26 protein-coding genes and 1 tRNA gene are annotated in these 24,235 nt (G+C 63.8%); 20 read left to right on the forward strand and 7 right to left on the reverse strand.

Annotated elements, in window-relative coordinates; translation table 11 throughout:
• The first annotated feature begins 1 nt into the window (after position 1).
• Genes KBZ22_RS11255 through KBZ22_RS11270 form a run of 4 tightly spaced genes read left to right on the forward strand, consistent with a single transcriptional unit; the run spans position 2 to position 3,492 of the window.
• Entirely contained in the window at positions 2 to 700 is a 699-nt protein-coding gene (locus KBZ22_RS11255) for a DUF3386 domain-containing protein (RefSeq protein ID WP_255022031.1), read from the forward strand.
• A gap of 32 nt (positions 701 to 732) precedes the next feature.
• A complete protein-coding gene (locus tag KBZ22_RS11260; protein ID WP_255019027.1) occupies positions 733 to 1,623 on the forward strand; it encodes an ABC transporter permease in 891 nt (296 codons plus the stop codon).
• Positions 1,620 to 2,498 (forward strand): ABC transporter ATP-binding protein, encoded by an 879-nt coding sequence (locus tag KBZ22_RS11265; protein ID WP_255022032.1) that lies wholly within the window; start codon positions 1,620 to 1,622, stop codon positions 2,496 to 2,498. The genes KBZ22_RS11260 and KBZ22_RS11265 overlap by 4 nt, the downstream gene beginning before the upstream one ends.
• The gene (locus KBZ22_RS11270) at positions 2,479 to 3,492 is read left to right on the forward strand and encodes an ABC transporter substrate-binding protein (RefSeq protein WP_255022033.1); all 1,014 of its coding nucleotides are present in this window, start codon (positions 2,479 to 2,481) and stop codon (positions 3,490 to 3,492) included. Before KBZ22_RS11265 ends, KBZ22_RS11270 begins: the two co-directional genes overlap by 20 nt.
• Positions 3,493 to 3,520: 28 nt before the next feature.
• On the opposite strand, the gene KBZ22_RS11275 is transcribed toward KBZ22_RS11270, so the two are convergent.
• From KBZ22_RS11275 to KBZ22_RS11285, 3 genes are read right to left on the reverse strand one after another with little or no spacing between them, the layout of a single operon-like run.
• The gene (locus KBZ22_RS11275; RefSeq protein WP_106632964.1) at positions 3,521 to 3,754 is read right to left on the reverse strand and encodes a DUF6447 family protein; all 234 of its coding nucleotides are present in this window, start codon (positions 3,752 to 3,754) and stop codon (positions 3,521 to 3,523) included.
• 23 nt (positions 3,755 to 3,777) lie between these two features.
• Positions 3,778 to 4,077, reverse strand: a complete 300-nt coding sequence (locus KBZ22_RS11280; RefSeq protein ID WP_106632963.1) for a hypothetical protein — start codon at positions 4,075 to 4,077, stop codon at positions 3,778 to 3,780.
• Complete coding sequence (locus tag KBZ22_RS11285) at positions 4,077 to 5,816, reverse strand: ABC transporter ATP-binding protein (protein ID WP_255022034.1); 1,740 nt, start codon at positions 5,814 to 5,816, stop codon at positions 4,077 to 4,079. The genes KBZ22_RS11280 and KBZ22_RS11285 overlap by 1 nt, the downstream gene beginning before the upstream one ends.
• A gap of 35 nt (positions 5,817 to 5,851) precedes the next feature.
• Here KBZ22_RS11285 and KBZ22_RS11290 point away from each other — a divergent pair, with 35 nt between their 5' ends.
• The 3 genes from KBZ22_RS11290 to folP all read left to right on the forward strand — a co-directional run bounded on the left by KBZ22_RS11290 (position 5,852) and on the right by folP (position 7,660).
• Complete coding sequence (locus tag KBZ22_RS11290; RefSeq protein ID WP_106632961.1) at positions 5,852 to 6,049, forward strand: RNA-binding S4 domain-containing protein; 198 nt, start codon at positions 5,852 to 5,854, stop codon at positions 6,047 to 6,049.
• Between the two features lie 28 nt (positions 6,050 to 6,077).
• Positions 6,078 to 6,806, forward strand: a complete 729-nt coding sequence (gene tpiA, locus KBZ22_RS11295) for a triose-phosphate isomerase (protein WP_106632960.1) — start codon at positions 6,078 to 6,080, stop codon at positions 6,804 to 6,806.
• 71 nt (positions 6,807 to 6,877) lie between these two features.
• Positions 6,878 to 7,660, forward strand: a complete 783-nt coding sequence (gene folP, locus KBZ22_RS11300; RefSeq protein WP_255022058.1) for a dihydropteroate synthase — start codon at positions 6,878 to 6,880, stop codon at positions 7,658 to 7,660.
• On the opposite strand, the gene KBZ22_RS11305 is transcribed toward folP, so the two are convergent.
• Positions 7,661 to 11,677, reverse strand: a complete 4,017-nt coding sequence (locus tag KBZ22_RS11305; RefSeq protein WP_255022035.1) for a magnesium chelatase subunit H — start codon at positions 11,675 to 11,677, stop codon at positions 7,661 to 7,663.
• 107 nt (positions 11,678 to 11,784) lie between these two features.
• Here KBZ22_RS11305 and dapB point away from each other — a divergent pair, with 107 nt between their 5' ends.
• The 5 genes from dapB to KBZ22_RS11330 all read left to right on the forward strand — a co-directional run bounded on the left by dapB (position 11,785) and on the right by KBZ22_RS11330 (position 15,140).
• Entirely contained in the window at positions 11,785 to 12,639 is an 855-nt protein-coding gene (dapB, locus tag KBZ22_RS11310; RefSeq protein ID WP_254942754.1) for a 4-hydroxy-tetrahydrodipicolinate reductase, read from the forward strand.
• Entirely contained in the window at positions 12,639 to 13,286 is a 648-nt protein-coding gene (locus KBZ22_RS11315) for a hypothetical protein (RefSeq protein WP_106632998.1), read from the forward strand. The genes dapB and KBZ22_RS11315 overlap by 1 nt, the downstream gene beginning before the upstream one ends.
• 82 nt (positions 13,287 to 13,368) lie before the next feature.
• Positions 13,369 to 13,626, forward strand: coding sequence for a high light inducible protein (locus tag KBZ22_RS11320; RefSeq protein WP_254999607.1), 258 nt, complete (start codon positions 13,369 to 13,371; stop codon positions 13,624 to 13,626).
• 103 nt (positions 13,627 to 13,729) lie between these two features.
• Positions 13,730 to 14,902 carry an FAD-dependent monooxygenase gene (locus tag KBZ22_RS11325; RefSeq protein WP_255022036.1) on the forward strand — a complete coding sequence of 391 codons (1,173 nt, stop codon included), beginning with the start codon at positions 13,730 to 13,732 and terminating at the stop codon, positions 14,900 to 14,902.
• Positions 14,903 to 14,930: 28 nt separating this feature from the next.
• Positions 14,931 to 15,140, forward strand: coding sequence for a DUF2949 domain-containing protein (locus tag KBZ22_RS11330; protein WP_106633024.1), 210 nt, complete (start codon positions 14,931 to 14,933; stop codon positions 15,138 to 15,140).
• Here KBZ22_RS11330 and KBZ22_RS11335 read toward each other — a convergent pair.
• Positions 15,131 to 15,655 carry an adenine phosphoribosyltransferase gene (locus tag KBZ22_RS11335; protein WP_255022059.1) on the reverse strand — a complete coding sequence of 175 codons (525 nt, stop codon included), beginning with the start codon at positions 15,653 to 15,655 and terminating at the stop codon, positions 15,131 to 15,133. The genes KBZ22_RS11330 and KBZ22_RS11335 overlap by 10 nt on opposite strands.
• A gap of 41 nt (positions 15,656 to 15,696) precedes the next feature.
• Between KBZ22_RS11335 and KBZ22_RS11340 the strand changes: the two genes are divergently transcribed.
• The 6 genes from KBZ22_RS11340 to KBZ22_RS11365 all read left to right on the forward strand — a co-directional run bounded on the left by KBZ22_RS11340 (position 15,697) and on the right by KBZ22_RS11365 (position 19,116).
• A complete protein-coding gene (locus tag KBZ22_RS11340; RefSeq protein WP_254942751.1) occupies positions 15,697 to 16,239 on the forward strand; it encodes a DUF3038 domain-containing protein in 543 nt (180 codons plus the stop codon).
• A gap of 19 nt (positions 16,240 to 16,258) precedes the next feature.
• Positions 16,259 to 16,855, forward strand: coding sequence for a DUF4335 domain-containing protein (locus tag KBZ22_RS11345; RefSeq protein WP_254942750.1), 597 nt, complete (start codon positions 16,259 to 16,261; stop codon positions 16,853 to 16,855).
• A gap of 66 nt (positions 16,856 to 16,921) precedes the next feature.
• Positions 16,922 to 17,170 (forward strand): hypothetical protein, encoded by a 249-nt coding sequence (locus KBZ22_RS11350; RefSeq protein ID WP_254942749.1) that lies wholly within the window; start codon positions 16,922 to 16,924, stop codon positions 17,168 to 17,170.
• On the forward strand, positions 17,167 to 17,532 hold the full coding sequence (locus tag KBZ22_RS11355) for a hypothetical protein (protein ID WP_255022037.1): 366 nt from the start codon (positions 17,167 to 17,169) through the stop codon (positions 17,530 to 17,532). Before KBZ22_RS11350 ends, KBZ22_RS11355 begins: the two co-directional genes overlap by 4 nt.
• An 18-nt stretch (positions 17,533 to 17,550) precedes the next feature.
• Positions 17,551 to 18,453 (forward strand): polyphosphate kinase 2, encoded by a 903-nt coding sequence (gene ppk2, locus KBZ22_RS11360; protein WP_255022038.1) that lies wholly within the window; start codon positions 17,551 to 17,553, stop codon positions 18,451 to 18,453.
• Between the two features lie 369 nt (positions 18,454 to 18,822).
• Positions 18,823 to 19,116: a hypothetical protein gene (locus KBZ22_RS11365; RefSeq protein ID WP_255022039.1), complete on the forward strand. Its 294-nt coding sequence runs from the start codon at positions 18,823 to 18,825 to the stop codon at positions 19,114 to 19,116.
• Positions 19,117 to 19,172: 56 nt separating this feature from the next.
• Here the strand turns inward: KBZ22_RS11365 and KBZ22_RS11370 are convergent.
• Positions 19,173 to 19,257, reverse strand: a tRNA-Ser gene (locus KBZ22_RS11370).
• Between the two features lie 46 nt (positions 19,258 to 19,303).
• Positions 19,304 to 21,691, reverse strand: coding sequence for a ribonucleoside-triphosphate reductase, adenosylcobalamin-dependent (gene nrdJ / locus KBZ22_RS11375; protein ID WP_255022040.1), 2,388 nt, complete (start codon positions 21,689 to 21,691; stop codon positions 19,304 to 19,306).
• 105 nt (positions 21,692 to 21,796) lie between these two features.
• On the opposite strand from nrdJ, the gene KBZ22_RS11380 reads away from it, so the two are divergent.
• Complete coding sequence (locus tag KBZ22_RS11380) at positions 21,797 to 22,498, forward strand: methyltransferase (RefSeq protein ID WP_255022041.1); 702 nt, start codon at positions 21,797 to 21,799, stop codon at positions 22,496 to 22,498.
• 21 nt (positions 22,499 to 22,519) lie between these two features.
• Positions 22,520 to 24,160, forward strand: a complete 1,641-nt coding sequence (locus tag KBZ22_RS11385) for a peptide chain release factor 3 (protein ID WP_254941928.1) — start codon at positions 22,520 to 22,522, stop codon at positions 24,158 to 24,160.
• The last annotated feature ends 75 nt before the right edge of the window (positions 24,161 to 24,235 follow it).

Genomic DNA, 24,235 nt, shown 5'->3' on the forward strand with positions numbered 1-24,235 from the left:
CTTGACAGCCAGCACCCAGGTCAGCAACCAGATCACCTCAGGCAGCGACTGCACGGCGGCTTTCCGGGCCGCCTATGAAAATCGCTACACCTGGGAGCCGGACTTCGGTGGCTATCAGGGCCGCTGCATTTGGGAACAAGACGGTGATGCGGGTCAAGAAGGTAAGCGGGTCGATGGAACTTTCGTGGTAGGCGCCGACCTCAAGGCCACGGTGGCTGGCGTCGCCGATGAGGAGATTCACAAGGCCCTGGCTTCCCAGCTGTGGGAGGTGGCGATCCACCGGGTGCGCCGCAGCTTTGAGCAAACCCATGGCGCTAACACCTTCACCGCTGGCGATACCGATGCCGTGGGCACCGAGGTGGTTGTGGGCGGCAAGAACACCGGTGACCGTTACCGGATCCAGAACGATGTGGTGACGATGGTGCACCGCCACATCCACGGCACCGTGGTGACGATCTTCACCGAGAGCACAACAGACACCGGCAGCGGCTACCTAAGCCGCAGCTACACCAGCCAGTACAGCGACCCCGCCAGCGGCGAAGCCAAGGGTGGCACCAGCCGCTTCACCGACACCTTTGTGCCGCTGACCGAGGCTGGCCCCTGGGTGCTGAGCGAGCGGGTGGTTGAGACCGAGGCCCATGGCGAAACTCCGGCCGGCCGCCAGGTGTTTCGTTTCGAGGATCTTGCCCCCTTGGCTTAAGCCAATAGGCCGCTGCTAGGCACAATGCAGCCATGTTTTCTCTTTGGATTGGTGCCTACGACCAGGGCCTGGCCTATGCCGGCCTGGCCCTGGGCACCTACCTGACGCTGCGCGTTCTCAACTTCCCAGACCTCACGGTGGATGGCTCCTTTGCCCTGGGAGGTGGCACTGCTGCGGTGTTGATCAGCCAGGGTGCCCCGGTGCCGGTGGCCTTGGGGCTGGCGATCTTGTTTGGCTGCCTGGCTGGCATGGTTACCGGCCTGATCCACACCCGGCTGGGTGTGAATGATCTGTTTGCAGGCATCCTCACCACCACGGGCCTTTATTCGATCACCCTGCGGCTGATGGGGCGCTCGAACATCCCCCTGTCTGAAACCCCAGCTGGAATTCTGGCCCTCCCCGATCTGGGCCTTGGCCTGGATGGTCAATGGGCCGTGGGATTAACCCTGGCGACCGTTGGGATGATCCTGCTGATCTCCTTCCTGATGGCCACAGATTTCGGCTTGTCTTTGCGCGCCCTGGGCAACAACCCCACCATGGCCCGCGCCAACGGCATCAACCAGCGCCGCGGGCTCACGGTGGGTATCGCCGCTGCTAATGGTCTGGTGGCCCTGGCCGGGGCGCTGGTTGCCACCTATCAGGGCTTTGCCGATGTGACCATGGGGATCGGCTCGTTGATACTGGGACTAGGCATGGTGATCATTGGCGAGGCGGTGCTGCGGCCGCGCTCGCTGCCCCGGGCCCTGTTGGCGGTGGCGGTGGGGGCGATTTTGTTCCGCACCATGATCGCCATCGCCCTGCAGTTGGGCCTCGAACCGGTTGATCTCAAGCTGGCAACGGCCTTGCTGCTGCTGATCGCCCTGGCCTTCGGACGGCTGCGCATACCGGGTCTTTCGGCAGACCAGGGGAGGCAGGAGCAATGAGTTCCACCCCTCATCTCAGCACCCCTCATCTCAGCACCCCTGGTCTCAGCGTTGAGGAGCTCAGCTGGGGCCATCCTCTGCCTGGATCGGGCTGGCGGCAATTGTTCAGCGGTTTCTCGCTGAGCTGCCCCCCCGGCCAGTTTCTGGTGGTGATTGGCAGCAACGGCTCCGGCAAGAGCACCCTGCTCAATCTGGTGGCTGGCACCCTGCGCCATAGCTCTGGCCGTATCCACCTGGGCGGTCGCCCCCTGCACCGCCTGCGAGATCACCAGCGGGCTCGCTGGATCGGCCGGGTGATGCAAAACCCTCTGGAGGGAACTTGTCCGGGGCTGACCGTGGCAGAAAACCTGCGGCTGGCGGAGCGGCGCAACAGGCCAGCCAGGTTTGCAGCAGGTTTTTTGATTAGTGCCTTTGGGGGCATCCATCCCAATGGCGGCGACCGCAGGCGCTACCGCGAGCTGCTGGGCGAGCTGGGCTTGCCCCTGGCCGACCGTCTCGATGAACCGGTGGGTCAGCTTTCCGGTGGCCAGCGCCAGACCCTCAGCCTGGTGATGGCAACCCTGGGTTCACCGGATCTGCTGCTGCTTGATGAGCACACCGCTGCCCTTGACCCCCGGGCCGAAGCAACGGTGATGGCGCTCACCGACAGGTTGGTTCGTCAGCTGGGCACTACCGCCTTGATGGTGACCCACAGCCTCGAGCAGGCCCTGAGACACGGCGATAGGTTGGTGATGCTGCATGAGGGTGGCTTGATCGGCGACTGGAATGCTGCCGAGCGTGAATATCTCGAACCGGCCGCGTTGCGGGCGATGTATGGAGCAGCCATAGTTGCGCCGCAGTCTTCCAGTGCCACTGATGGGTCTTCGGCGTCGTGAATTTCTGACCCTGGCAGGGGCCGGCGCCGTGAGCACGGTGGTGCTCTCCGCCTGCGGCAAGCTCGGCGGTGGCACCAAGGTTAAAGGCCCCACCATCGGCATGCTGCAGATGGTGGAAGCCCCGCCTCCAACCAACACCCGCAAAGGCTTTGAAGCGGCCCTGGCAGAAGCTGGCTACATCCCTGGCAAAAACGTCAACTTCATCCAGAAGGATGCCGCCGGCGAGCTGCCCAATACCACCTTGGTGATGAAGCAGTTTGTGGGCGACCAGGTGGACATGATCCTGGCGGTTGGCACACCGCCCCTGCAGGCCGCCATGAAGGTGGCCCCAGCAACCACTCCTGTGCTGTTCTGCTATTGCTCCAATCCCTGGGGTGCCGGCGCGGGCACGCCCCCGGGTGCCGTGGGTCAGCACAAGCCAAATGTGGTCGGCACGATCGGCACCAACCCGGTGGGCAAGGAGCTCGATTTGGCACGCCAAATCAACCCTGAGCTCAAGACCGTGGGCCTGATCTTCAACCCCGGTGAGCCCAACTCCGAATATGAAGCCAAGGTGCTCAAGGAGGAGGCAGCCAAACGCAACATCACCGTTGTGGAGCAGGCGGTGGCCAACTCCGGCGAAGTGCTGCAAGCCGCCCAAGTGCTGGCCGACAAGAAGGTAGAGGCCTTCGTGAAGATCGGCGATTACGCCACGATTCAGGGCTTCGGCTCGATCGCCAAGGTGGGCCTAGAGAAGAAGATTCCCGTGTATTCGGTGGATGCCGACGACATCAAGCTGCCCGGCTGCCTTGCCACGATCGGCTGGGCCTACTTCGATGACGGCTACGCAGCAGGCAAGCTGGCGGTGCGGGTATTGAAGGGAGAATCGCCGGCCAAGATGGCCTTCGAGCCCCTCACCAAAACGGAGTTGATGGTCAACAAGGCCACCGCCGCAGCGATCGGGGTAACCCTGCCTGAGGAGCTGATCAAGGAAGCTCAGAAGGTGGTGAGCTAGAGCCCACCCCCCATCGCATCAACCCTTTTCAAGGCAGGGGGGTGATGTTTTGCAGCTTGTCGTTGAGCTGGCTGGCCATAGCTTGGCGGCCAACGGCAAGCACTTTCAGAGTGTCTTCATGCATGCGCAGCTGGGCATCAGCTACTTGCATGCCACGCACCAGCTCCTTCATCTCATCTGGCAAGCCGTTGAGGTCGTAGCGCTTGCCCTCGAAGGTGAGCACGGGCGGCTGGTTGTCTGATTGCTGGGCGACGTTGTCCACGAGTGGCAAAAAATCTTCAGCCCTCAGGATACGGGTGGCAGGCCACCCGGTCGCTTGAAGAAAAACATCAGCAGCGGGCCCACCTGGGCTGCTTCCACCATCTCCCAGTTTTCCTTGCCGAGGGCATTTAGAAAAAACTGCAGCTGTTCGGCTGGGTGGCGTGGTTTGGTGGCTGCGGCGTCATATTGCTGCGGGAATTCTTTTTTAAGAAACTCCGGGCTCAGGGCGCCGCCGAGCCGCTCACTATCTGCCTTGGGTGAGGGAGGACCCGGCGGATTGCCGCTCTCCACGTTGATGTGGATCACCCGGTATTCCCAAGACATCAGGCTTGCAGATGAATGAATTGGCGCTCGCAGAGCTCGCGGTAGCGGCCCCCCTGCGCCATCAGCTCATTGTGACTGCCCTGTTCGACGATGCGACCGTCATCGAGTACCAGGATTCTGTCTGCACCCTGCACGGTGGCTAGCCGGTGGGCAATCACCAGCACGGTGCGGCCCGCCATCGCCTGCTCCAAGCCCCGCTGCACCGCCTCCTCCGCTTCGGCATCGAGGGCGCTGGTGGCTTCATCCAGCAGCAGCACCGCCGGGTTGCCGAGCACGGCGCGGGCAATGGCCAGCCGTTGCAGCTGGCCGCCAGAGAAGTTGCTGCCCCGCTCTTCGATGCGGCTGGTGTAGCCCTGGGGCAGGGCCTCGATGAAGCCGGCGGCGTTGGCGAGGCTGGCTGCCTGGCGGATGGCAGCCTCGCTGGCGGGCCGGCCGAAGGCAATCGCTTCGGCCACCGTGCCAGAAAATACACTGCTTTGCTGGGGCACCAGGGCTACGGCGCGGCGCAGCTCCCGCGCCCGCAGATCGGCTAGGTCGTGGCCATCCAGCAGCACCCGGCCCTGCTGGGCGGTGTTGAAGCGCAGCAGCAGGGAAAACAGGGTGCTTTTGCCGGCGCCGGAGGGACCCACCAGGGCCACTACCTGGCCAGGCCGCACCTGCAGATCCAGGTCGTGCAGCACCGGTTGGGCGGGGTTGTAGCCGAAGCGCACCTGCTCGAGCAGCAGCTCGCCGCGCACGCTGCCCAGCGGCTGGGCCGAGGCGCGGTCTGAAGCCTCCACCGGTTCGGCCTCGATCGCCCGCAGTCGCCGCAGCGAGGCCTGGCCCTGCTGAAACTCGTTGAAGTTCGTGGTGAGGTGCGAGATCGGGTCGATCAGCATCAGCAGGGCCGCAACGTAGCTGCTGAAGCCCTGGCTGTTGAGGCCACCGGCCTGAATCCGGGCGGCGCCGAGCAGCAGCACGGTGAGGATGCCGGCCGCTTCCAGAAAGCCAACCACCGGGTGCTGCAGGGCCAGCAGTTTGAGGGTGCGGTAGCGGGCCCGACGGTGCAGGTCGATTTCGGTGTCGAAGCGCTGCTGCAGCCAGGGCTCGGCCGCGAAGGCCCGCACTAAGGGCAGCCCACCGATCGCTTCGCCCAGCAGGCCCGCCAGCTCGCTCACCTGCTTTTGGCTGCGTTCGGCGGCGGTCATTACCCGGGCGCCAAAGCTGCTTACCAGCAGCACCACCACTGGCGCCAGCAGCAGGGTGGCCAGGGCTAAGGGCCAATCGAGCCACACCATGTAGCCGAGCACCACCACCAGCTGCAGGGCGCTGGGGGTGGTGTCTTGAATGGTTTTGTAGATCACCTCGCCCACCCGGTCCGCGTCTTCGGTGAGGCGATAGGTGAGGTCGCCGGCTGAGAGCTTCTCGAGGGCGCCGAATTCCAGCCGTTGCAGGCGGGCAAATAGGCCCCGCCGCAACTCCTGACTAACCCGCAGGGCCGGCCCGGCCAGCAGGGTGTCCTGGCCGAACTGGGCCGCCTTTTGCACCAAAAACAGTCCCAGGGCTGCGGCGATAGTGCGCAGCACCACTGGGAAGTTGCCAGCGCCGATGGCTGGAATCAGCTGGCCTGCCAGCCAGGCGAGCAGCGGCCAGCAAGCCACATAGATCACCATGCATAGCCCACCTGCCAGCAGGCGCCGGCGGTGGGGTTTCAGCAGCGGCCAGAGGTGTCGAAACCCGGCCGGCGAGGGTGCAAGCATGCCGTCACGCTATCGCTGCTCCCCCAAGCCGCCCCTTGAAACTCGATCAATTCCTCAAATACCAAGGCCTGGCGGGCACCGGCGGCGAAGCCAAGCTGCGCATTCAGCGCGGTGATGTGCGGGTGAATGGCGCCATCGAAACCCGTCGCGGTCGTCAGTTGGCCCCCGGTGATGCGGTCGACATCGACGGCCGCGAGCTGCTGTTTATGGGGACCAGGCCGCCGGCCCATTAGGTTTTCCTGACAGTGCTGGAGAGGGCCGATGCGTAAGGCCGTGATCGCGGGTAATTGGAAGATGCACATGACCTGCGCTGAGACGCGGGTATTTGCGGCCACGTTTCGGCCCCTGATTGCCGACTCCCCAGACGATCGGGAGGTGGTGATCGCTCCGCCTTTCACCTCGATTCCCACGCTCTGCCGCCACCTGGAGGGTGCTGGTGTGAAGTTTGCTGGGCAAAACGTGCACTGGGAAGACCAGGGGGCCTACACGGGCATGATCTCGGCGCCGATGCTGCTGGAGCACGGGGTGAGTTACGCCATCGTTGGCCACAGTGAGCCGCGCAAGTACTACAGCGAAAGCGATGAGCAGATCAACCTGCGCGCCCGCAATGCCCAGCGCCATGGCTTGATCCCGATCCTGTGCGTGGGAGAAAGCCTCGACCAGCGGGAATCCAATGAAACCGAGCGGGTGATCCACCGCCAGATCGAACAGGGCCTTGAGGATGTGGATCCCACCCAGGTGGTGGTGGCCTACGAGCCGATCTGGGCGATTGGCACCGGCAAGACCTGCGCCGCTGAGGAGGCCAACCGCATCTGCGGCCTGATCCGGGGCTGGGTGGGTAACCCCGGTGTCACGGTGCAATACGGCGGCTCGGTGAACCCTGCCACCATCGACGATCTGATGGCCCAGAGCGACATCGACGGCGTCTTGGTGGGTGGGGCTTCCCTCGATCCGGTGAGCTTTGCCCGCATCGTCAACTACGGACGCTGAGACTGGCTCCCTGAGACTGGCCCCCCGTGATCGATCAACCCCGTTTCGCCTGGGGCGAGCGCACCGCAGTGATGGGGGTGCTGAACCTCACCCCCGACTCCTTCAGCGACGGCGGCCGCCTTCCCAGCGTGGCGCACGCGGTGTGCGCCGCTGGGCGGATGCTGGCCGAGGGAGCCGATCTGCTCGACCTTGGCGCCCAGAGCACCAGGCCCGGCGCCGAGGAGGTGGGGCCCAAGCGGGAGCTTGAGCGGCTGTTGCCCGCTCTTACTGCTATTCGCGCTGCCCATCCAGGCGCCCTGCTCTCGATCGACACCTTCCATGCGGCGGTGGCCGAGGCGGCATTGGCGGCGGGCGCCCACTGGATAAACGACGTCAGCGGCGGCCGGCGCGATCCGGCCCTGTTGCGCTTGGCGGCGTCTGCTGGCTGCCCACTGGTGTTGATGCACAGCCGTGGCGATAGCCGCAGCATGGACTCCCTTGCCTACTACGGCGATGTGGTGGCGGAGGTGCGGGCTGGCCTATTGGAGGCCACTGAAATGGCTCTGGCGGCGGGTGTGCGCCCGCGGCAGCTGATCTGGGATCCGGGGTTGGGCTTCGCCAAGGACACCGACCACAACCTGGAGCTGCTCCGGGGTCTAGGCACCCTGGCGGCGGAAGGCTTTCCCCTACTGGTGGGGCCTTCGCGCAAGCGCTTCATAGGCGCGGTGTTGAACGAGCCCAGGCCCCGTGCCCGGCTGTGGGGCACGGCGGCGGTGTGCAGCCAGGCGATTGCCCAGGGGGCCCGCATCCTGCGAGTGCACGACGTTGGGCCAATCGTGCAGGTTGCCCGGATGGCCGATGCTTTGCGGGGCTAATCAGCCCTCTGTAACCCCCTCAATCCGGTCTTCGATTTCCTGATAAATCTCCTGCAACTGGGCGATGTTCTCATCGCTGGTTTCCCAGTAGCCGCGGCCATTTACTTCGAGCAGGGTGCCCACTATGCGGCGGAAGCTGTGGGGATTGAGCTCCAGCAGCCGCTTGCGCATCTCCGGATCGTTGATGAAGGTGTCGTTTGCCTCCTCGTATACGAAGTTGTCTACCGAGCCGCTGGTTGCACTCCAGCCCAGGGTGAAATTGAGCCGTTTGGCCACTTCGCGTACGCCCTCGTAGCCGGAATTAAGCATGCCCTCGTACCACTTGGGGTTGAGCAGCTTGGTACGGGAATCGAGGCGAATGGTTTCGCTCAAGGAGCGCACCTGGGCGTTGGCCGTGGTGGTGTCGGCTATATAACTCGCTGGAGCCTTGCCGTCGTCGCGCAAACCCTGGATGAGCTTGGTGGGGTCGGAGTCGAAGTAGTGACTCACGTCCGTGAGGGAGATTTCGGCGGAATCCAGGTTTTGGAAGGTCACATCAGCGGTTTTCATAGCTGATTCGAATACTTCGCGGTTCTGGTTCATCTCACCTGGGTTGTCGGCGTTGAAGGCGAAGGTTTTGCGGGAGAGGTACATCTCCTGCAGTTCGTTCTCTTCTTCCCAGGTGCTGTTCTCAACGGCCAGGTTGACGTTGGAGGAATAGCTGCCGCTGGCGTTGGAGAACACCCGGGTGGCGGCATCGCGCAGGGAGATGCCCTGGGAAGCGGCCTGCTCCTGGGAGTGCTTGCGCACGAAGTTCATCTCGAGGGGCTCATCGGCCTCGGCGGCCATCTTCACGCCCTGGTCGATTAGGCCCATCTGGTTGATGAACAGGTCGCGGAATACTCCAGAACAATTCACCACGACGTCGATGCGGGGCCGGCCGAGCTCCTCTAGGGAGATGAGCTCGAGCTTGTTGACCCGGCCGAGGGAATCGGCCACGGGGCGCACGCCGATGAACCAGAGGATCTGGGCCAGGGATTCGCCATAGGTCTTGATGTTGTCGGTGCCCCAGAGGACGCAGGCAATCGTTTCGGGCCAGGCGCCCTGCTCGACTTTCTGCCGCTCAATCAGGCGGTCTACCACCACCTTGGCGGCGGCGATGGCTGCCCGGGTGGGGATGGACTGGGGGTCGAGGGCGTGGATGTTTTTGCCACTGGGCAGCACGCCGGGGTTGCGGATCGGGTCGCCGCCAGGGCCGGGCAGCACATACTCGCCATCAAGGGCCCGCAGCAGGCTTTCCATTTCCATGTCTGCGCAGATCTGCTCCAGGCAGAAGCGCAGGTAGCCAAACAGCTTGTCGAGTTCGGCCTGGTCCACCCCGGGGAAGCCGGCAGCGTTGCAAGCGCCCAGCCAAGGGCTGGGCAGTTTGAAGCCGAAGCGCTCCAGCAGGTTGAAGAACCATCCGAACTGGCCCCGCAGGTTGACGCGGCCATCGGCGCCGGTGACGGATTTCACCATGGCGCCAACGGCAGCGCGGCAGACCTCGGTGATCGTGCGGTTGAGCTCCACATCGATGAGGACGCCGTCGTCATTGCCTTTGTAGACGTCGTCGATGGTGCGACCCAAGCTTTCCGCCAGCAGGGCTGGCAGGGAGCGGAGCCCATCCTCTTCTCGCTCCAGGGCTGCGATGTTGACCAGGGTGGCGATCGCTTCCTCGGCGGTGGGGGGCTTGCCGATGGTGTGGAGGCCGCAGGGCAACAGCCGGCTTTCGATCTCCATCAGTTGGCGATAGACCGCGCCCACAACCGCATCCCGGGCCTCGAGGTCGAGCTCAGAGGAATCCAGATTGGGCAGGTTGACGTCCTTGTCGAGGTTGCATTGACGTGCCGTTTCGACGAGGGCATTGACGATCTGCACTCCCCTGGAGCTTTCGCGCAGCTGCTGGTAGGAACCCACCAGTTCGCCAAGTTCTTTCAGACCTTTGTAGAGGCCAGCATTTTCCGCTGGTGGGGTGAGATACGAAATCGTGGAGGCGTAACCGCGACGTTTGGCGATCGTGGCCTCGGAGGGGTTATTAGCCGCGTAGTAATAGAGGTTTGGCAGGGCGCCGATTAGGGAATCGGGATAGCAGGTTTCGCTCATTCCCATCTGCTTGCCAGGCATGAACTCCAGCGAGCCGTGGGTGCCGAAGTGCAGCACCGCATCGGCCTGCCACACCTTCTCCAAATAGGTGTAGTAGGCGGCAAAGCCGTGGTGGGGACTAGCACTGCGGGAATAGAGCAGCCGCATCGGGTCGCCCTCGTAGCCAAAGGTGGGCTGCACACCCACAAACACGTTGCCGAAGTGGCGGCCGTAGATCAGCAGATTGGTGCCGTCGCTGTTCAGGTTGCCGGGGGGCTTGCCCCAGTTTTCCTCAAGGCGCTCGGAATAAGGGGTGAGCCGCTCGTATTCCTCCACGCTCATGCGGTGGGCGATCGAGAGTTCCGGTGCCCCCTGAAGAGCTTCAGGATCATTGATCACCGCCTCCATCAGCGCCTTGGGCGTGCGCGGCATGTTCTGCACGTCGTAGCCCTTGAGCTGCATCTCCTCCAGCACCCTGAAGATCGAGCCGAATACATCCAGGTAGGCCGCCGTGCCGACGTTGCCCTTATCAGGGGGGAAGCTGAATACGGTGATCGCCAGCTTCTTTTCAGCCCGGGGCTTGATCCGCAAGGAGGCCCAGCGAATTGCGCGCTCGGCGATCGCCTCAACCCGGTCTTGCAGGGTGTGGGCTTTACCGGTGGCGTCGTCGCGGCCACTGAGCACGATTGGCTCGATGGCGCCATCGAGTTCGGGGATGGCGATCTGCAGGGCCACCTGCACTGGGTGCAGACCGAGATCGCTCTCCTCCCACTCCTGGGTGGTTTGGAACACCAATGGCAACGCCACCATGTAAGGGCGATTCAGCTTTTTAAGCACCTCAATTGCCTTGGGGTGGTCCTGGCGGGCTGGTCCACCCACCAGGGCAAAGCCCGTCAGTGACACCACCCCATCCACCAATGGGAAGTCGGGGTTGAGCGGGTCGTAGAAGAAGGCATTCACCGGCTTCGTGAAATCGAGCCCACCGCAGAACACCGGAATCACGGTGGCGCCGCGATATTCCAGCTCCTGAATGATCGCCACATAGTGAGCTTCATCGCCGGTAACTATGTGGCTGCGCTGCAGCACTAGGCCGATCACCGGGCCATTGCGGGCCTGCTCGCTGAGATCGCCGCGGCTGGAATTCCAATTTAGATATTCCTTGAGATCTTCAAACATTCCCGGTGCTAGCGGGTGCCAGATACCCAGGTCTGGAAATACCTCGGGCTCTGCCACAACCACTGCAGCGCGGTCCCCCGCTTCTCCAGAGCCGCCACGGGGAAAGACGTATTTGTCGGCCAGCATCAACAGAAAATTCCTGAGATTGTCTGGCGTGCCGCCCAGCCAATACTGGAAGCTCAGCATGAAAGAGCGCGCATCTTGCGCCTTCTCCACCGGCAAGTATTTCAGAACCGTCGGCAAGGTGTTGAGCAGCTTCAACATCGCGTCTTGGAAGCCAGCTCCGCCCGCCTCCTTGCGCTTTTTCATGAAGCTGGCGATGGCGCTCTTGCTCTGGCCCAGCTGGGCCATCGAGAAGGTGCCGAGCTTGTTTAGCCGCATCACCTCCGGCATGGAGGGAAACACCACTGCTGCCTTGAGCCGGTCGCGGTGCGGTGCCACTGCTTCCACCACCTTCTGGGCCAGATCTTCAATGAAGATCAGCGAAGCGATAAACACATCCGCTGCAGCCACGTCCGCCTGGAAATCGACGTAGTTCTGGGGGTCGCGCAATTCCTCAATCAGGTAGCCACTCAGTTCGATCGCCAGGGGGCCGTTCTGGGCATTGAGCGAGTTGGCGGCCTGGGTAAGGGCGTTTTGATACTGGGGTTCGAGCACCACATAAACGGCTTTCATCACGGCACGGCCGTTCACGTCGCCGGGCGTAACGCGGCGGTTGGTGGAGCGAACCTGCGTGAACATCAGCACGAATAAGGGGTCATTGGGGAATCTACGGATGTATCCGCCTTGATGCGAGGTCTGGCCCCGCACGCGCCGCATAGGCTCGCTGCCAGCGCTTCACCAACACCATGGCTCCTGCACCCGATCCGGCCTCCGGGGCACCCATCCCCGTGGTGGTGGCCGGTGCCCTGGGTCGCATGGGCGCCGAGGTGGTGCGGGCCGTGCTTGCGGCCCCCGATTGCGCCCTGGTGGCCGCCATCGATACCACCCCTGACAAAGAGGGGGCTGATCTGGGCTTGGAGCTCGGCCTAGGCGAACTGGAGCTGGCGATCACCAGCGATTTCGAAGGGGCCCTTTGCCAAGCCAGCCAGGCGGCACGGCAGGGCGGCGCCGCCGTGCTGGTGGATTTCACCCACCCCTCGGTTGTCTATGAGCACACCCGCGCCTCGATCGCCTACGGCGTGCACCCGGTGATCGGCACTACGGGCCTCTCGCCCGGTCAGCTGGCTGATCTGGCCGGCTTCGCCCAGAAGGCGAGTATGGGCGGGGCCGTGATCCCCAATTTTTCGGTTGGCATGGTGCTGCTGCAGCAGGCCGCCGCCGCCGCCGCCCGCTTCTACGACTTCGCCGAGCTCACCGAACTGCACCACAACCGCAAGGCCGATGCCCCTAGCGGCACCTGCATCAAAACCGCCGAGCTGATCGAGGAGCTGGGTAAATCCTTCAACCCCCATCAGGTGCAAGAGCACGAAACCCTGGCGGGCTGCCGCGGTGGCCAGCGCGACAGCGGCCTGCGCCTGCACTCGATCCGCTTGCCGGGTCTGGTGGCCCACCAAGAGGTGATGTTTGGTGCTCCCGGCGAGACTTACACCCTGCGCCACGACACGATCGAGCGCTCCGCCTACATGCCCGGTGTGCTGCTCACCGTGCGCAAGGTGCGCCAGCTGGGTGGCCTGGTGTATGGCCTGGAGCGGCTGATCTGATGCTGCTTCCCCTGCGCCCCGGCGAGCTGCTGCGCCTGATCCCAGCGGTGGCCACCGGCCCCCAGTTCAACGCCTGCACCGGCAATCCCCGCAAGGTGCTGCAGCGGGTTCTGATCTCGGTGATCGGCGCGGTGATTGCCCTATTAATCAGCCAAACCCTGCTGTTCTCCAGCCAGTTCGGCCCGGTATTCCTGGTGGTGGGCTTTGTGTTTGCCCTCTACCTGCTCTGGGGACCGATCCTCGAGGCGGGCCAGAAAAATTCCACCCTGCGCCGCTATCCGGCTGCAGCCCTGTTTGAAGGCCAGATAGTCGATTTATATACCCGCGAAATCGTTGAGGAGCGCCGCGAACAGGCCAACAACGACGGCCGCCTAGAGCTGGTGGAAAACCGCCGCACCTGGCTCACCCTCGAGCTTGAGGACGAGGAGGGCTATCTCGGCAAGGTGCGCTTCCCCTTTGAAAAAAAACACCAGCAGATTCGTGCCGGCATGGTGGTGCGGGTGTTGGTGCTGAGCGAGCGCAAGGATTTTTCTCAAATAGGGGCGATCAGCGACGCCTGGCTGCCCCAGCTCAAGCTTTGGGTTGGTGAATACCCCTTCCTGCTACGACCGGCCTTTGAGGAGCTCTGCCTGAAGCGTTTCCGCTGATGCAGACGCAGCATTTTCCCGGGGCAGCAGTTACAAGCTGCAATATTGCGTTACACTTCTGGAAAGCACGCGTGAGGTTTCCATGACTCAGACCACTCCTTCGATCGAAGCTGCAACCATCCGCGGCGCCACCGTAACCACCGAAGACGGCGGCCGCCTCAATGCTTTTGCCACCGAGCCTCGCATGGAAGTGGTGTCAACCGAAAGCGGCTGGGGATTCCACGAGCGCGCCGAGAAGCTCAATGGTCGTATGGCCATGCTCGGCTTCATCGCCCTGCTTGCCACTGAATACGCCCTGGGTGGTGAGTCCTTCACCCGCGGCCTGCTTGGCATCGGCTGATCTGCCCGCTCTCGCAACAGCCTGAGCCTTTGCTACACCAATTGCCGCAGCTCCACAGCTGCGGCTTTTTTGTGCCCGATCCCCGGGCTGATCCTCCATCGCCATGGTCGAGTCCAAACCGGTTCTGCGGGCCCTAGTGAATGGGGCGGGCCCCACCGGTGCCCTCACGGCCCTTGCCCTGGCGGACGCTGGCTGGCAGGTGCAGATCAGCGATCCCCTGCCCGCCGCTGTGCTGCTCGAGCGCAGCCGCGCCTATGCCTTCACCCATTCCAGCCAGCGCCTGCTGGAGCAGCTGGGGCTGTGGTCAGCCGTGCAGGCGTTGCTGGTGCCCTTCCGCTCCCTGCAGCTCCTTGATCTGGCCACCCAGCGCCAGGTGCCTTTCTGCTTGGCGGATCTGGGCTCGCTGCGGGCGGCGGCACCGGCGGCGGCCGTGGGCTGGGTGGGACAGCACCGGCCGCTGATGACCCTGCTGCTGGAGCGCCTGGGCGCCCATCCCGCCATCACCCTGGAGTTGGGCACGCCGCCGCCGCACGCTGCAGCCAAGCAGCCGCAGCACGACCTGATCGTGGCGGCCGACGGGCCCCACTCCCCCAGCCGGGAGGCCCTCGGCATTGGCGTTATGCAGTGGGCCTATCGCCAAAACTGCCTCACCGCCCTGGTGCGACTCCGCGGCAGTGCCGACGACCAGGCCTGGGAGCTGCTGCGGCCCGAGGGGCCCTTTGCGGTGCTGCCCCTAGGCGATGGCCTGTTCCAGCTGGTTTGGAGTGCCCCAGCCCAGCGCTGCCGCCAGCTTGAAAGCCTTGGCGATTCAGCCTTCCTTGATGCCCTGGCTGGCGCCCTGCCAGACCAGCTGCAGCCCGATGCCCTGCTCGACGATCCGCGCGCCTTCCCGGTGGCCCTGCTGCTGGCCCGGAGCCTGCACCGCGGCCATACGGTGCTGGTGGGGGAGAGCGGTCACCGCTGCCATCCAGTGGGTGGCCAGGGGCTAAACCTTTGTTGGCGCGATGTGGCCACTCTGCATAGCCTGGCCCGGCGTGCAGCGGCCGGGCGGCTGGCCGTGCACCGCTTGCCGGCGGCCTATGCAAGGCGGCGTTGGCCGGATTTGCTGCTCACCCTGCTGGCTACCGATCTGCTGGTGCGGTTTTTCTCGAATCGCTCGCCCCTGCTGCTGCCCCTGCGCCACCTGGCCCTGCTGCTGCTGGCCAAGCTTGCTCCCCTGCGCCAGCTCAGCCTGTCCGCCATGACCGATGGCCCTTGCCAGCTGCTGCGCCGCTGATCAGCATGGGCTATCCGGGGCCGCATGCATGGTGATCAGCACCAGTTCCCAACCGCCGCCTTCGGCGGCGCTGCTGCGTCTGCTGCGCAATCAATTCGGACTGAGCGAGAGCGCCCTGGCCCTGGGATTGCGCCAGGCCCAGCAGGAGCAAGCGCCCCTGCCGGTGGTGCTGTGGCGCTTCGGGCTGATCAGCCTGGAGCAGTTCGATGCCCTGCTGAGTTGGCAGGATCAGGAATAGATGATCAGCGACTCCACGGGCTGATCTTCAGGCAGCTTGCGGCGCCCTTCCAGGGCCGCCAGTTCGGCCACAAAGCCGAAGCCGCACAGTTCACCACCAGCCGCAGCCACCAGCTCGGCGCAGGCCGCCGCGGTGCCGCCGGTGGCCAGCAGATCGTCGATGATCAGCACCTTGGATCCATCGGCCAGGGCATCGCTGTGGATTTCCAGCCGGTCGCTGCCGTATTCGAGGGCGTAGTCCACACTCGTAACTTGACCGGGCAACTTGCCGGGCTTGCGCACTGGCACAAAACCCAATCGCACGGCGGTGGCAAGGGCTGTGCCCACGATGAAGCCCCGCGACTCAATGCCCACGATCAGGTCGGGCTGCAGCCGCTCGCACACTGCGCTCAGCTGACGGATCACTTCCTGCCAGCCGTCCGGGTCGCGCATCAGCGGCGTGAGGTCGCGAAACAGGATGCCGGGCTTGGGAAAATCAGGCACATCGCGCACAAATTCCCGCAGGTCTGGGGCCATGAACGTGACGGTTGGGTGCACTTGCTGGCATCATCGCAGCCATGCCCCTTGATTCATTCGCTCCTGAATCGGCCGCCCGGCTTCCCCGCCGCGGCCTCGAACGCCTCGACCTGCTGTTGCTCAGCGCCGAGGCCCTCGACCTCAACGGCGGTGAGGCAATGGTGTGGATGAGCGAGCAGATGGGCTTCACCACCCTCTTCCCAAACCGGGTGGAACTGTGGAAACGCCGCTGCACCAACCCCCTGCGCCGCACCACTCGCCGCGAAGGTCTGGAGCCAGCTGAAACCGACGCCCTGATCCGCATTCTTTGCGCCTTGGCAGACCGCCTCTACCCCCTGCTGCGCGGCCTGCTCTCCAGCGCCGAGCCGCCTGAAGTGCTCAGCGAGCGTTGGAACCTATTCCGCAGCCGCCTGGCCGATCTGGTACGCCAGCGCATGAACCTCCGTCGGGGTGGCGTGCAGCTGTTGCTCGATCCCGAGTCAGGTGCCCGCGAGTCGCGGCTGCTGATCCAGGCCCTGGCCCTGGGCTCCGGGGTTGGCGGTTTTGAGCGGCTGCGCGCCAGCCTGCTGGATGCCCAGCCATGATCCAGACCCTGAGCCTGCAATGAAGCAAGTACTGCAGTTCGACCAACTCAGCTGCCGCCTCAAGGTGGAGGGTCTGCCGGATGTGTCGGTCGGCCAGAGCGGCCAGAACCTCGGCATCATCACGGGCTGGAGCTTGGCTTGGGCCGGTCGCCCCGAGCTTGAGGGTCGCAAGGAGCACCTGCTAGCCCTGATGCAGGTGGTGCTGCCCTACGCCCGCTACCTGATCAGCGGTGTGCCGCGTCGCTTTGGCGCCGATCCCGAGCCGGTGGAGATAGCTCCGGGGCCAGAGGGCGGCCATGGCCTGCTGCTGCGCAGTAGCCAGCCAGACACGCCCCCGCTGCAGCTCAATCTCGATGATGCCGAGCTGGCCGATCTGGTGCGGGTGCTGGATCAATTGCGCCTCGATTCGCGGCTGCAGTTGCCCCTGGAGCTGCCTGAGCCCATGCCCCTGAAGGGCCGCGAGCTGCTGGAACGCCGCCCCCTTGCCCAGCGCCTTGCAGCCCCGCTGGCAGGGCTCCTAGCTGTGGCCGTGGCCTCCGGGTTAGGGCTGCTGATACCAGAACCCAAGCCCGGGCTCGAGCCAACGCAGCGTCCAGCTGCCGCCCAGGCTAAGTAGTCGCTATTGACGTAGCCGGCTAGCTGGTCACACTTGGGTATCGATGAGAGAGTTTGAATTGGGTCCATGGCGGCACTGACCTGGTCGGAATTGCGGATTCGGGTGGCTCGACTTGGGGCCTCCCTCGATGTGGTCGTGCGCAGTGATCCGGAGGTTTGCGGGCTCAGCGGCGACGACTTCCGCATCTCCCTGCATCACGGCGGCCAGGGGGATTGCACCGTGGAAGATCTCTCCTTGATCGACTGCCCCAACGAGTTGGTGCTGATGGAATTCGAGCGCTGGATGCGCGGTGCCGGTTACGTCCTCGAGGTATGACCTCCCCCCGTAGCCGCGCCCTGCAATTGCCCACCACAGGCGCGTCGACACGACGGGTATTTCGCCGCCGCCACCGCCCGGCCCGCTGGCGTCAGGCCGCTATCGCCCTGCTGCTGGGCGCTGCCGGCGCCGGGCTGATGCTGGCCTTGCTGCAGTTACCGGAGCGCTTCGACACCTTTTTGGTGCTGAGCACCGCCCTAGCCAACCTGATCGGCGGGGTGCAGCAGGCGCTTTGGGGACTTGTGCAATTGCTGGCGGTGGTGCTTCTGGTGCTGGCGGCCATTGCGGCCCTTGGCCTGGTGGTTGCAGGGATCATCCGCCTGGTGCGAGCTCTATGGCCCCAGCCCAGCCGCCGCAACTAGGTCTGGAGACTCTCAGCAATGGGAAAACACAAGAAAAATGATAAAGGCAGCAACTCGAGCAAGACCCAACCACCCCATTTTGGCCCCCTCAGCGATCGCTACTACCCATCGCCTTTGCTGGAAGACCTGGCCAGCAATGGGGGCCGGCTAGATCGCAAGGTTTACGAGAAAGAGCTCACCAGGCTGCAGGTGGAGCTGGTGAAAATGCAGTACTGGCTAAAGGCCTCGGGCTTTCGACTGATCGTGCTGTTCGAAGGCAGGGATGCGGCCGGTAAGGGCGGCACGATCAAACGAATCACCGAACCGCTCAACCCCCGCGGCTGCCGGGTGGTGGCCTTGGGCACCCCCTCTGATCAACAGAAAACCCAGTGGTACTTCCAGCGCTACGTCGAACACTTCCCTTCAGCTGGGGAGATCGTCGTATTTGATCGCAGCTGGTACAACCGGGCTGGGGTGGAATCGGTAATGGGCTTCTGCGCACCAGCCCAAACGGAGGAGTTTCTGCAGAGCTGCCCGGAATTTGAGCGGATGGTGGTGCGCTCAGGAATCCTGCTGCTCAAGTATTGGTTTTCAGTGAGCGATGCGGAGCAGGAAAGCCGCTTCCAATCCCGTATCGAAGATCCCACCCGCCGCTGGAAGCTCAGTCCGATGGACTTGGAGGCCCGCAACAAGTGGGAAAGCTTTTCAGCCGCTAAAGATCTGATGTTTGCCCACACCAACATCCCCGAAGCGCCTTGGTTCACCGTGGAGGCAGACGATAAACGCCGCGCCCGCCTCAATTGCATTCACCACCTGCTCAGCAAGGTCCCCTACGAAGACATGACACCGCCAGCTATCAAGCTGCCGCCCCGCAAGCCACCTAAGGGCACGGCCCGTCCGCCACGCAACGAGCAGTTCTTCGTGCCAAACCAATATCCCTAGCCGTGTAGGCGCGCAAACCAGAGGCCAGCCAGCTGGTAGGAGCTCCACAGGAACGCCACTAGAAACAACCAATTCAGCCAGGGGGGACGCTGGGGACTCTCTGGGGCCATGAACAGCCAGGCTGGGTTGGTAGTCCCCAGATTCGCACCACAGGAATTTGTAGGCCATAAAAAAGCAGGGATTGCTCCCTGCCTGATCACCACTCCCTTCGTGGCGCTCAGGAGCAGCCTAGAAAAGATGGGATCAAGTGAGCCAAACCCATATCTTTTGAACCGCATCACGCAACGTGACGGTCTGGGCCGGCGCATTGGCCTGGGGCGGCAATCCCCGTAATATGCCGCAACTTCACTGATCCGATCTGGCCTGGAAATGGGCAACCCAATCAGTCGTGAACTGTTTTTGGCAAGGGCCCGATCCCGTTTTGGCGATCAATACGACTACGCAGCCATCCTCTATAAGAGCTACAAGTCCCCAATCAAGATTTGCTGCAATAGGCATCCAGTCAAAGAGATTTCGATCACCCCCGAGAAGCACCTTCAAACCACCGGCGGCTGCAAATACTGCCTAAGGGAGAAGCGCATAATCAATCTAGAAAGGGAGCTCAACCGCGCCTGCGCTGAGCCCGCCGCAGCGATCCGCCCCTTCAGCCACCTTCATGACTGATGCCAGACCAGCCCTGCAAGCACTTGCGGGGCTGGGTTCTGCTGATGTCATTGGAACGGAGAGGGCGGGATTCGAACCCGCGGAAGCTTTCACTTCGCTGGTTTTCAAGACCAGAGCCATCAACCACTCGACCACCTCTCCAGAGGGTCGGTGCGGCAGTGCCACACCGATATTTCATCTTAAATGGTCAGTTGTTTCCCGGTTTAGCCAAAGGCAGTAGGCATTTGTCTGAATCGCAGCCAGCTGGGCCTGCCTCCACCAGCTCACCGCGGTCGTAGCGCTGAAGAGCTTCAAAGAAGCAGGTGGTGCTGCGCCGGGCGGCCACCTCAGCGTTGAGACGCAGGTAGGTTGCATGGTCGATTGGTTCAAATGGCAGCCGCGGGAACGTGGCATTTGCATCAAAGCGGGCCAGCAGGGCTGCGGATATATAGCCCTCGCCTTGATCGATTGCCTGATAAATGGCATCTGCTAGTTGTTCTATTTCGTTTTCGCGGAACTCCACCGTGGCTGAGGTGTTGTGGGCTGTGTAGTGCTTCTGCACCTGCATGTAAAAGTCGAATTGGGCCAAGGCTGAGAAGTTGTTGATCTCAACCGCATCGGCACCGGGAATATTTGCCCAGCTCACTTCGGTGGGGATTTCCACCAGCCACTCGGTGCAGCGGGGATCAAACGCATCATCCAGCAGGCGGCCCTGTTCGTCCTTATCGCTTTGCGAGGGCACGATCGTGTAGCCGTAGTCCATGCAGGCAAGGGCCACCGGATCGTTCTTGCGGAAGGTGATGCGGCGGATGAAGCGCTGGGCTTTGGGGGGGTGCCAGCCAGGGGATGCTCCGGTGAGCAGGCTCTTGGTGCCAGCGGGCTGCACGGTGGTGCAGCGGTTGGGGCGGCGTAGGCCGTGACGATCGCAGTAGTCCCAAACCGCCGTATTGACGATCTGCTTCCAGCTGCTCAAGAATTCGCCCTCCTTTGCCTTGAAGGCCAGGCCTTCGGCCGTGTTGGGCCGCCCCGCTTCCCACCAGGTGAGCCAGGGGGTGCCAAAGGCGTGCACAAAGAAGTCAAATAGGCCGGTGAAGCTCACGCCCACGATCGGATCCCAGGCGCGGCTCTGGCGGTAGCGCTCCACCTCGAAGCGATGGTTGAGCAGGCAGGCCACGGCCAGGCCGGCGGCACGGAATGCCTCCTCCTGGGACACCAGATCGGCGGGGTCGATCTGGTTGAGGTGGATTTCAGCCAGATTGCAGTGGAAGTCGGCGCCGAGGATCTCGCCGCAGGGGTTTAGCCCGTACCGGCCTAAGCGGTGCTCCAGCTCCGCCGCGCCGATTTCGGGGTGGTGGGTGGTGAGCCAGCGGCCGGCTTGCTCGCGGCCTTGGTCGCAGTAGATGCCGATGAACTCTGTGCGCAGCTCTGGGGTGCTGAGCACGTCGGCGTTTGAGCGGGCGATGGCTTCGGGAGCGAACTGAATCGCGCCCTCACCGCTCTGGAACTGCTTAACAACCGCCTCCAGCACCGTGGCCCGGTCGGGCCGGTTGTGGAAGACCCGGGTGTGATTGGCCATGCGCAGGGAATCCCTTTCCGGATCGATGCTCCAGTTGCCTTCGCTGTCCTGCTGCCAGAGGTTCTCCTTAGCTCCGGCGGCGGAGTTGTCGTCGGCGCAGAACTGGCGCATGCCGGCGCTACGGCGGATGTTGCCGGCCACGATCGTGACGGCAGCCTCATCGATCAGTAGGCAACACTCCACCGAGGTGAGCTGGCGGCCTTGGGCCTTATTGAGGATCTGGGCTACGCGGCCGTAGAGGTCCTTGAGTTTCACCGGGTTGGCCATGCCACCGAAGCCCTTTAGGGTTTCGCCCACGGGACGCACGTCGGAGAGATCGACGCTGATCTCGATCGGGATGGCGGGGTCAAAGCGCTCGTCGCTGCAGAGATTGAGCAGCAGCTGGTAGCTGTCCACCCAGCCACGGCGGGTGTCACCCACCTTGATGGCTACCCGGTTGGCCTCGATGTTGTGGCTGGTGTGCTCCTGGCGTTGGCCAGCTGGCGTGGCACCGATGTCGGTCACAGCGGCGATGCTGAGCCGGTTGCGCACCGCCGGCAAGCGCCCGATCAGGTGGGGCTCAATGATGGCGCCGGTGCCGCAGCCCATCATCGCCAGGTCCATCATCAGACCGAAGGCTTCCCAGTCCACCAGGTTGGTGGAGGTGCAGTTGTAGGCGCCGGAGAAGTTGTGCTGCTGCTCGATCCATTCGGTGCCGCCGATCCACAGCCAGCGCCCTGAAGGCAGAGCTTTCTGCTGCTGCTGCATGCGGCGCATCAGCTCAACCTCCGCCTCGCTGAGGTTGCCCAGCTTGCTCAGGCCGCCGAGGTTGCGCTCAGCCACCTGGTGCCAACTTTCCCGGCCGGTCTCGGTCTTGCGGCTGTAGGTCCGGTAAAAAACCGGGTTGGCAGCTGGAGCGGTGGCTGGGAAATCGAGAGCCTCGCCCGCCGGCTTGCCGCTGGCAGCCGCATATGCCTTTTCAGCAGCAACGGTTTCGGCGTTCTGACTGGCGGCTGTAGGGGGCGTGGCTGAGAGCGTCACAGGCAGTACGGCCCGAAGGTGAGCCGAACCATAACGCCACAGGTGGGGTGTGCAAGATCTGGCAGACACCAGCGACAGTGCGCCGCCCAGCAAGGCTGCGCCACAATGGATTTGGAAATCCTGGATTTGATGCAGCGCATTCCGGAGCCGGAGCTGATGGATGAGGTAGGCCAGGTGCTGGCCTATGCCCAGGCCGATTTCGCCGCCTCCGATGCGGCGATGGTGGAGCGGCTGGCCCAGCTCTGCGGTGAAGATCCCGGCACGACGTTGGTGGATCTGGGTTGCGGCCCGGGCAACATCAGCTTGCTTCTGGCCGATCGCTGGCCTGCTGCAAAGGTTTTAGGGCTCGACGGGGCGCCACGGATGCTTGCGGTAGCGCTCGAGCGCCTGGCCGGAGCGTCGCCGGATCTGGCGGCTCGGCTGCGATTTGAGCAGGCCCTGCTGCCCCTTGCTGCCGCAGGCGAGCTTGAAGCCCACTTCTCGGCGGTGGTGAGCAACAGCTTGTTGCACCACCTGCATGATCCGGCGGCGCTTTGGCAGACGGTTATCCAGCTAGGCGCCCCTGGGGCCTTTGTTTATGTCCAAGACCTGCGCCGGCCCGATAACGGCGAGGCAGTTGAGGGCCTGGTGGCCGCCGAGATGGCGAGCGCCCCGGAGGTGCTGCGGCGCGACTATCGCGCGTCCCTGCATGCGGCCTTCACGGTGGTGGAGGTGGAACAGCAGCTGGAGCAGGCCGGGCTGGCCGCCCAGCTCCAGGTGGCGCCGCGACAGGAGCGCTACCTGGAGGTGTGGGGCCGGCTCAATTAAGCGGCCTGGCAGGCTGACCTAATGATCAGCAGCACAAGCAGCACTCCAGAACTGCAGGCCCTGGCCGAGGCCGTGGCCCGGCGGCGTAACTTCGCGATCATTTCCCACCCAGACGCGGGCAAGACCACCCTCACCGAGAAACTGCTGCTTTACGGGGGCGCGATCCAGCAGGCCGGCGCCGTGAAGGCCAAGGGGGAGCAGCGCAAGGTGACCTCCGACTGGATGGAGCTTGAGAAACAGCGCGGCATCTCGATCACCTCAACGGTGCTGCAGTTCGACTACAGCGGCAGCACGATCAACCTGCTGGATACCCCCGGCCACCAGGACTTCTCAGAAGACACCTACCGCACCCTGGCGGCCGCTGACAACGCGGTGATGCTGGAAGACGCGGCCAAGGGCCTAGAGCCGCAGACGCGCAAATTGTTTGAGGTGTGCCGCATGCGGCGCATCCCGATCTTCACCTTCATCAACAAGATGGACCGGCCGGGGCGCGAGCCCCTTGAGCTGCTCGATGAGATCGAGCAGGAGCTGGGCCTGGCCTGCTGGCCGGTGAACTGGCCGATCGGCAGCGGCGACCGCTTTCGCGGCGTGATCGATCGCCGCAGCCACGACGTGATCCTGTTTCAGCGCGCCGAGCGCGGCCGCCAGAGCGAGGAAAAGCTGCTCACGGTGCAGGAAGCCCGCGATACGGGGGCCGTGGAGCCGGAGCTCCTGGCTCAAGCCCTTGAGGAACTGGAGTTGCTGGAGGGGGCTGGGGCCGACCTCGACCTAGAGCTGGTGCACGCCGGTGAGCTCTCGCCTGTTTTCTTTGGTTCGGCGATGACCAACTTCGGCGTGCGGCCGTTTCTTGATGCCTTTTTGGAGCTGGCCCAGAAGCCGGTGGGCCGCGCCAGCAATGCCGGTGAGATCGATCCGATCGGCCCCGGTTTCAGCGGCTTTGTGTTCAAGCTGCAGGCCAACATGGATCCGCGCCACCGCGACCGGGTGGCCTTTGTGCGGGTGTGCAGCGGCAAGTTTGAAAAGGACATGACGGTGCAGCACGCCCGCACCGGCAAGGCCATTCGCCTATCGCGCCCCCAGAAGCTGTTCGGCCAGGACAGGGAGGTGGTGGAGGACGCCTACCCCGGCGACGTGATCGGCCTCAATAACCCGGGCATGTTCGCCATTGGCGACACCCTTTATCTGGGCCAGAAGGTGGAATACGAGGGGATTCCTTGCTTCTCGCCGGAGATCTTTGCCTGGTTGCGCAACCCCAACCCATCGACGTTCAAAAGCTTCCGCAAGGGTGTCAACGAGCTGCGCGAGGAGGGAGCGGTGCAAATCCTCTACGACACAGATGAAAGCAAGCGCGATCCGATCCTGGCGGCGGTGGGCCAGCTGCAACTGGAGGTGGTGCAATACCGGCTTGAGCACGAATACGGCGTGCAGACGCGGCTTGAACCGCTCGGTTTTGCGGTGGCTCGCTGGGTGGCGGGCGGCTGGCCAGCGCTGGAGCAGGTGGGGCGGATCTTTAATTGCAAGACGGTGCGGGATGCCTGGAACCGGCCGGTGCTGCTGTTCAAGAACAGCTGGAACCTGGGTCAGCTGGCGGAGGAGCACCCCGAACTGGAGCTGAGCGCCGTGGCGCCGGTGGTGAGCGGAGTGGAGCCGATCAATCTTTAAGCCGTGCCGGCGCCCGAGCCCCTGTCAAGCAGGGGCGATACCGGCGGCGGCCCCAAGCGCTCCATATCCTCACCC

This window comes from Cyanobium sp. L1E-Cus, from assembly GCF_024345755.1.
In the GTDB taxonomy this organism is placed as follows: domain Bacteria; phylum Cyanobacteriota; class Cyanobacteriia; order PCC-6307; family Cyanobiaceae; genus Cyanobium_A; species Cyanobium_A usitatum.

Coding starts and splice junctions, on each gene's coding strand:
- KBZ22_RS11385 (WP_254941928.1), top strand. CDS start 22,520: ATGATCAGCAGCACAAGCAGCACTCCAGAACTGCAGGCCCTGGCCGAG.
- KBZ22_RS11260 (WP_255019027.1), top strand. CDS start 733: ATGTTTTCTCTTTGGATTGGTGCCTACGACCAGGGCCTGGCCTATGCC.
- KBZ22_RS11330 (WP_106633024.1), top strand. CDS start 14,931: ATGGTGATCAGCACCAGTTCCCAACCGCCGCCTTCGGCGGCGCTGCTG.
- KBZ22_RS11280 (WP_106632963.1), bottom strand. CDS start 4,077: ATGTCTTGGGAATACCGGGTGATCCACATCAACGTGGAGAGCGGCAAT.
- KBZ22_RS11380 (WP_255022041.1), top strand. CDS start 21,797: ATGGATTTGGAAATCCTGGATTTGATGCAGCGCATTCCGGAGCCGGAG.
- KBZ22_RS11320 (WP_254999607.1), top strand. CDS start 13,369: ATGACTCAGACCACTCCTTCGATCGAAGCTGCAACCATCCGCGGCGCC.
- tpiA (WP_106632960.1), top strand. CDS start 6,078: ATGCGTAAGGCCGTGATCGCGGGTAATTGGAAGATGCACATGACCTGC.
- KBZ22_RS11270 (WP_255022033.1), top strand. CDS start 2,479: ATGGGTCTTCGGCGTCGTGAATTTCTGACCCTGGCAGGGGCCGGCGCC.
- KBZ22_RS11315 (WP_106632998.1), top strand. CDS start 12,639: ATGCTGCTTCCCCTGCGCCCCGGCGAGCTGCTGCGCCTGATCCCAGCG.
- folP (WP_255022058.1), top strand. CDS start 6,878: ATGGGGGTGCTGAACCTCACCCCCGACTCCTTCAGCGACGGCGGCCGC.
- KBZ22_RS11350 (WP_254942749.1), top strand. CDS start 16,922: ATGGCGGCACTGACCTGGTCGGAATTGCGGATTCGGGTGGCTCGACTT.
- KBZ22_RS11325 (WP_255022036.1), top strand. CDS start 13,730: ATGGTCGAGTCCAAACCGGTTCTGCGGGCCCTAGTGAATGGGGCGGGC.
- KBZ22_RS11305 (WP_255022035.1), bottom strand. CDS start 11,677: ATGTTCACGCAGGTTCGCTCCACCAACCGCCGCGTTACGCCCGGCGAC.
- KBZ22_RS11285 (WP_255022034.1), bottom strand. CDS start 5,816: ATGCTTGCACCCTCGCCGGCCGGGTTTCGACACCTCTGGCCGCTGCTG.
- KBZ22_RS11355 (WP_255022037.1), top strand. CDS start 17,167: ATGACCTCCCCCCGTAGCCGCGCCCTGCAATTGCCCACCACAGGCGCG.
- KBZ22_RS11345 (WP_254942750.1), top strand. CDS start 16,259: ATGAAGCAAGTACTGCAGTTCGACCAACTCAGCTGCCGCCTCAAGGTG.
- KBZ22_RS11365 (WP_255022039.1), top strand. CDS start 18,823: ATGGGCAACCCAATCAGTCGTGAACTGTTTTTGGCAAGGGCCCGATCC.
- dapB (WP_254942754.1), top strand. CDS start 11,785: ATGGCTCCTGCACCCGATCCGGCCTCCGGGGCACCCATCCCCGTGGTG.
- ppk2 (WP_255022038.1), top strand. CDS start 17,551: ATGGGAAAACACAAGAAAAATGATAAAGGCAGCAACTCGAGCAAGACC.
- KBZ22_RS11340 (WP_254942751.1), top strand. CDS start 15,697: ATGCCCCTTGATTCATTCGCTCCTGAATCGGCCGCCCGGCTTCCCCGC.
- KBZ22_RS11335 (WP_255022059.1), bottom strand. CDS start 15,655: ATGGCCCCAGACCTGCGGGAATTTGTGCGCGATGTGCCTGATTTTCCC.
- KBZ22_RS11265 (WP_255022032.1), top strand. CDS start 1,620: ATGAGTTCCACCCCTCATCTCAGCACCCCTCATCTCAGCACCCCTGGT.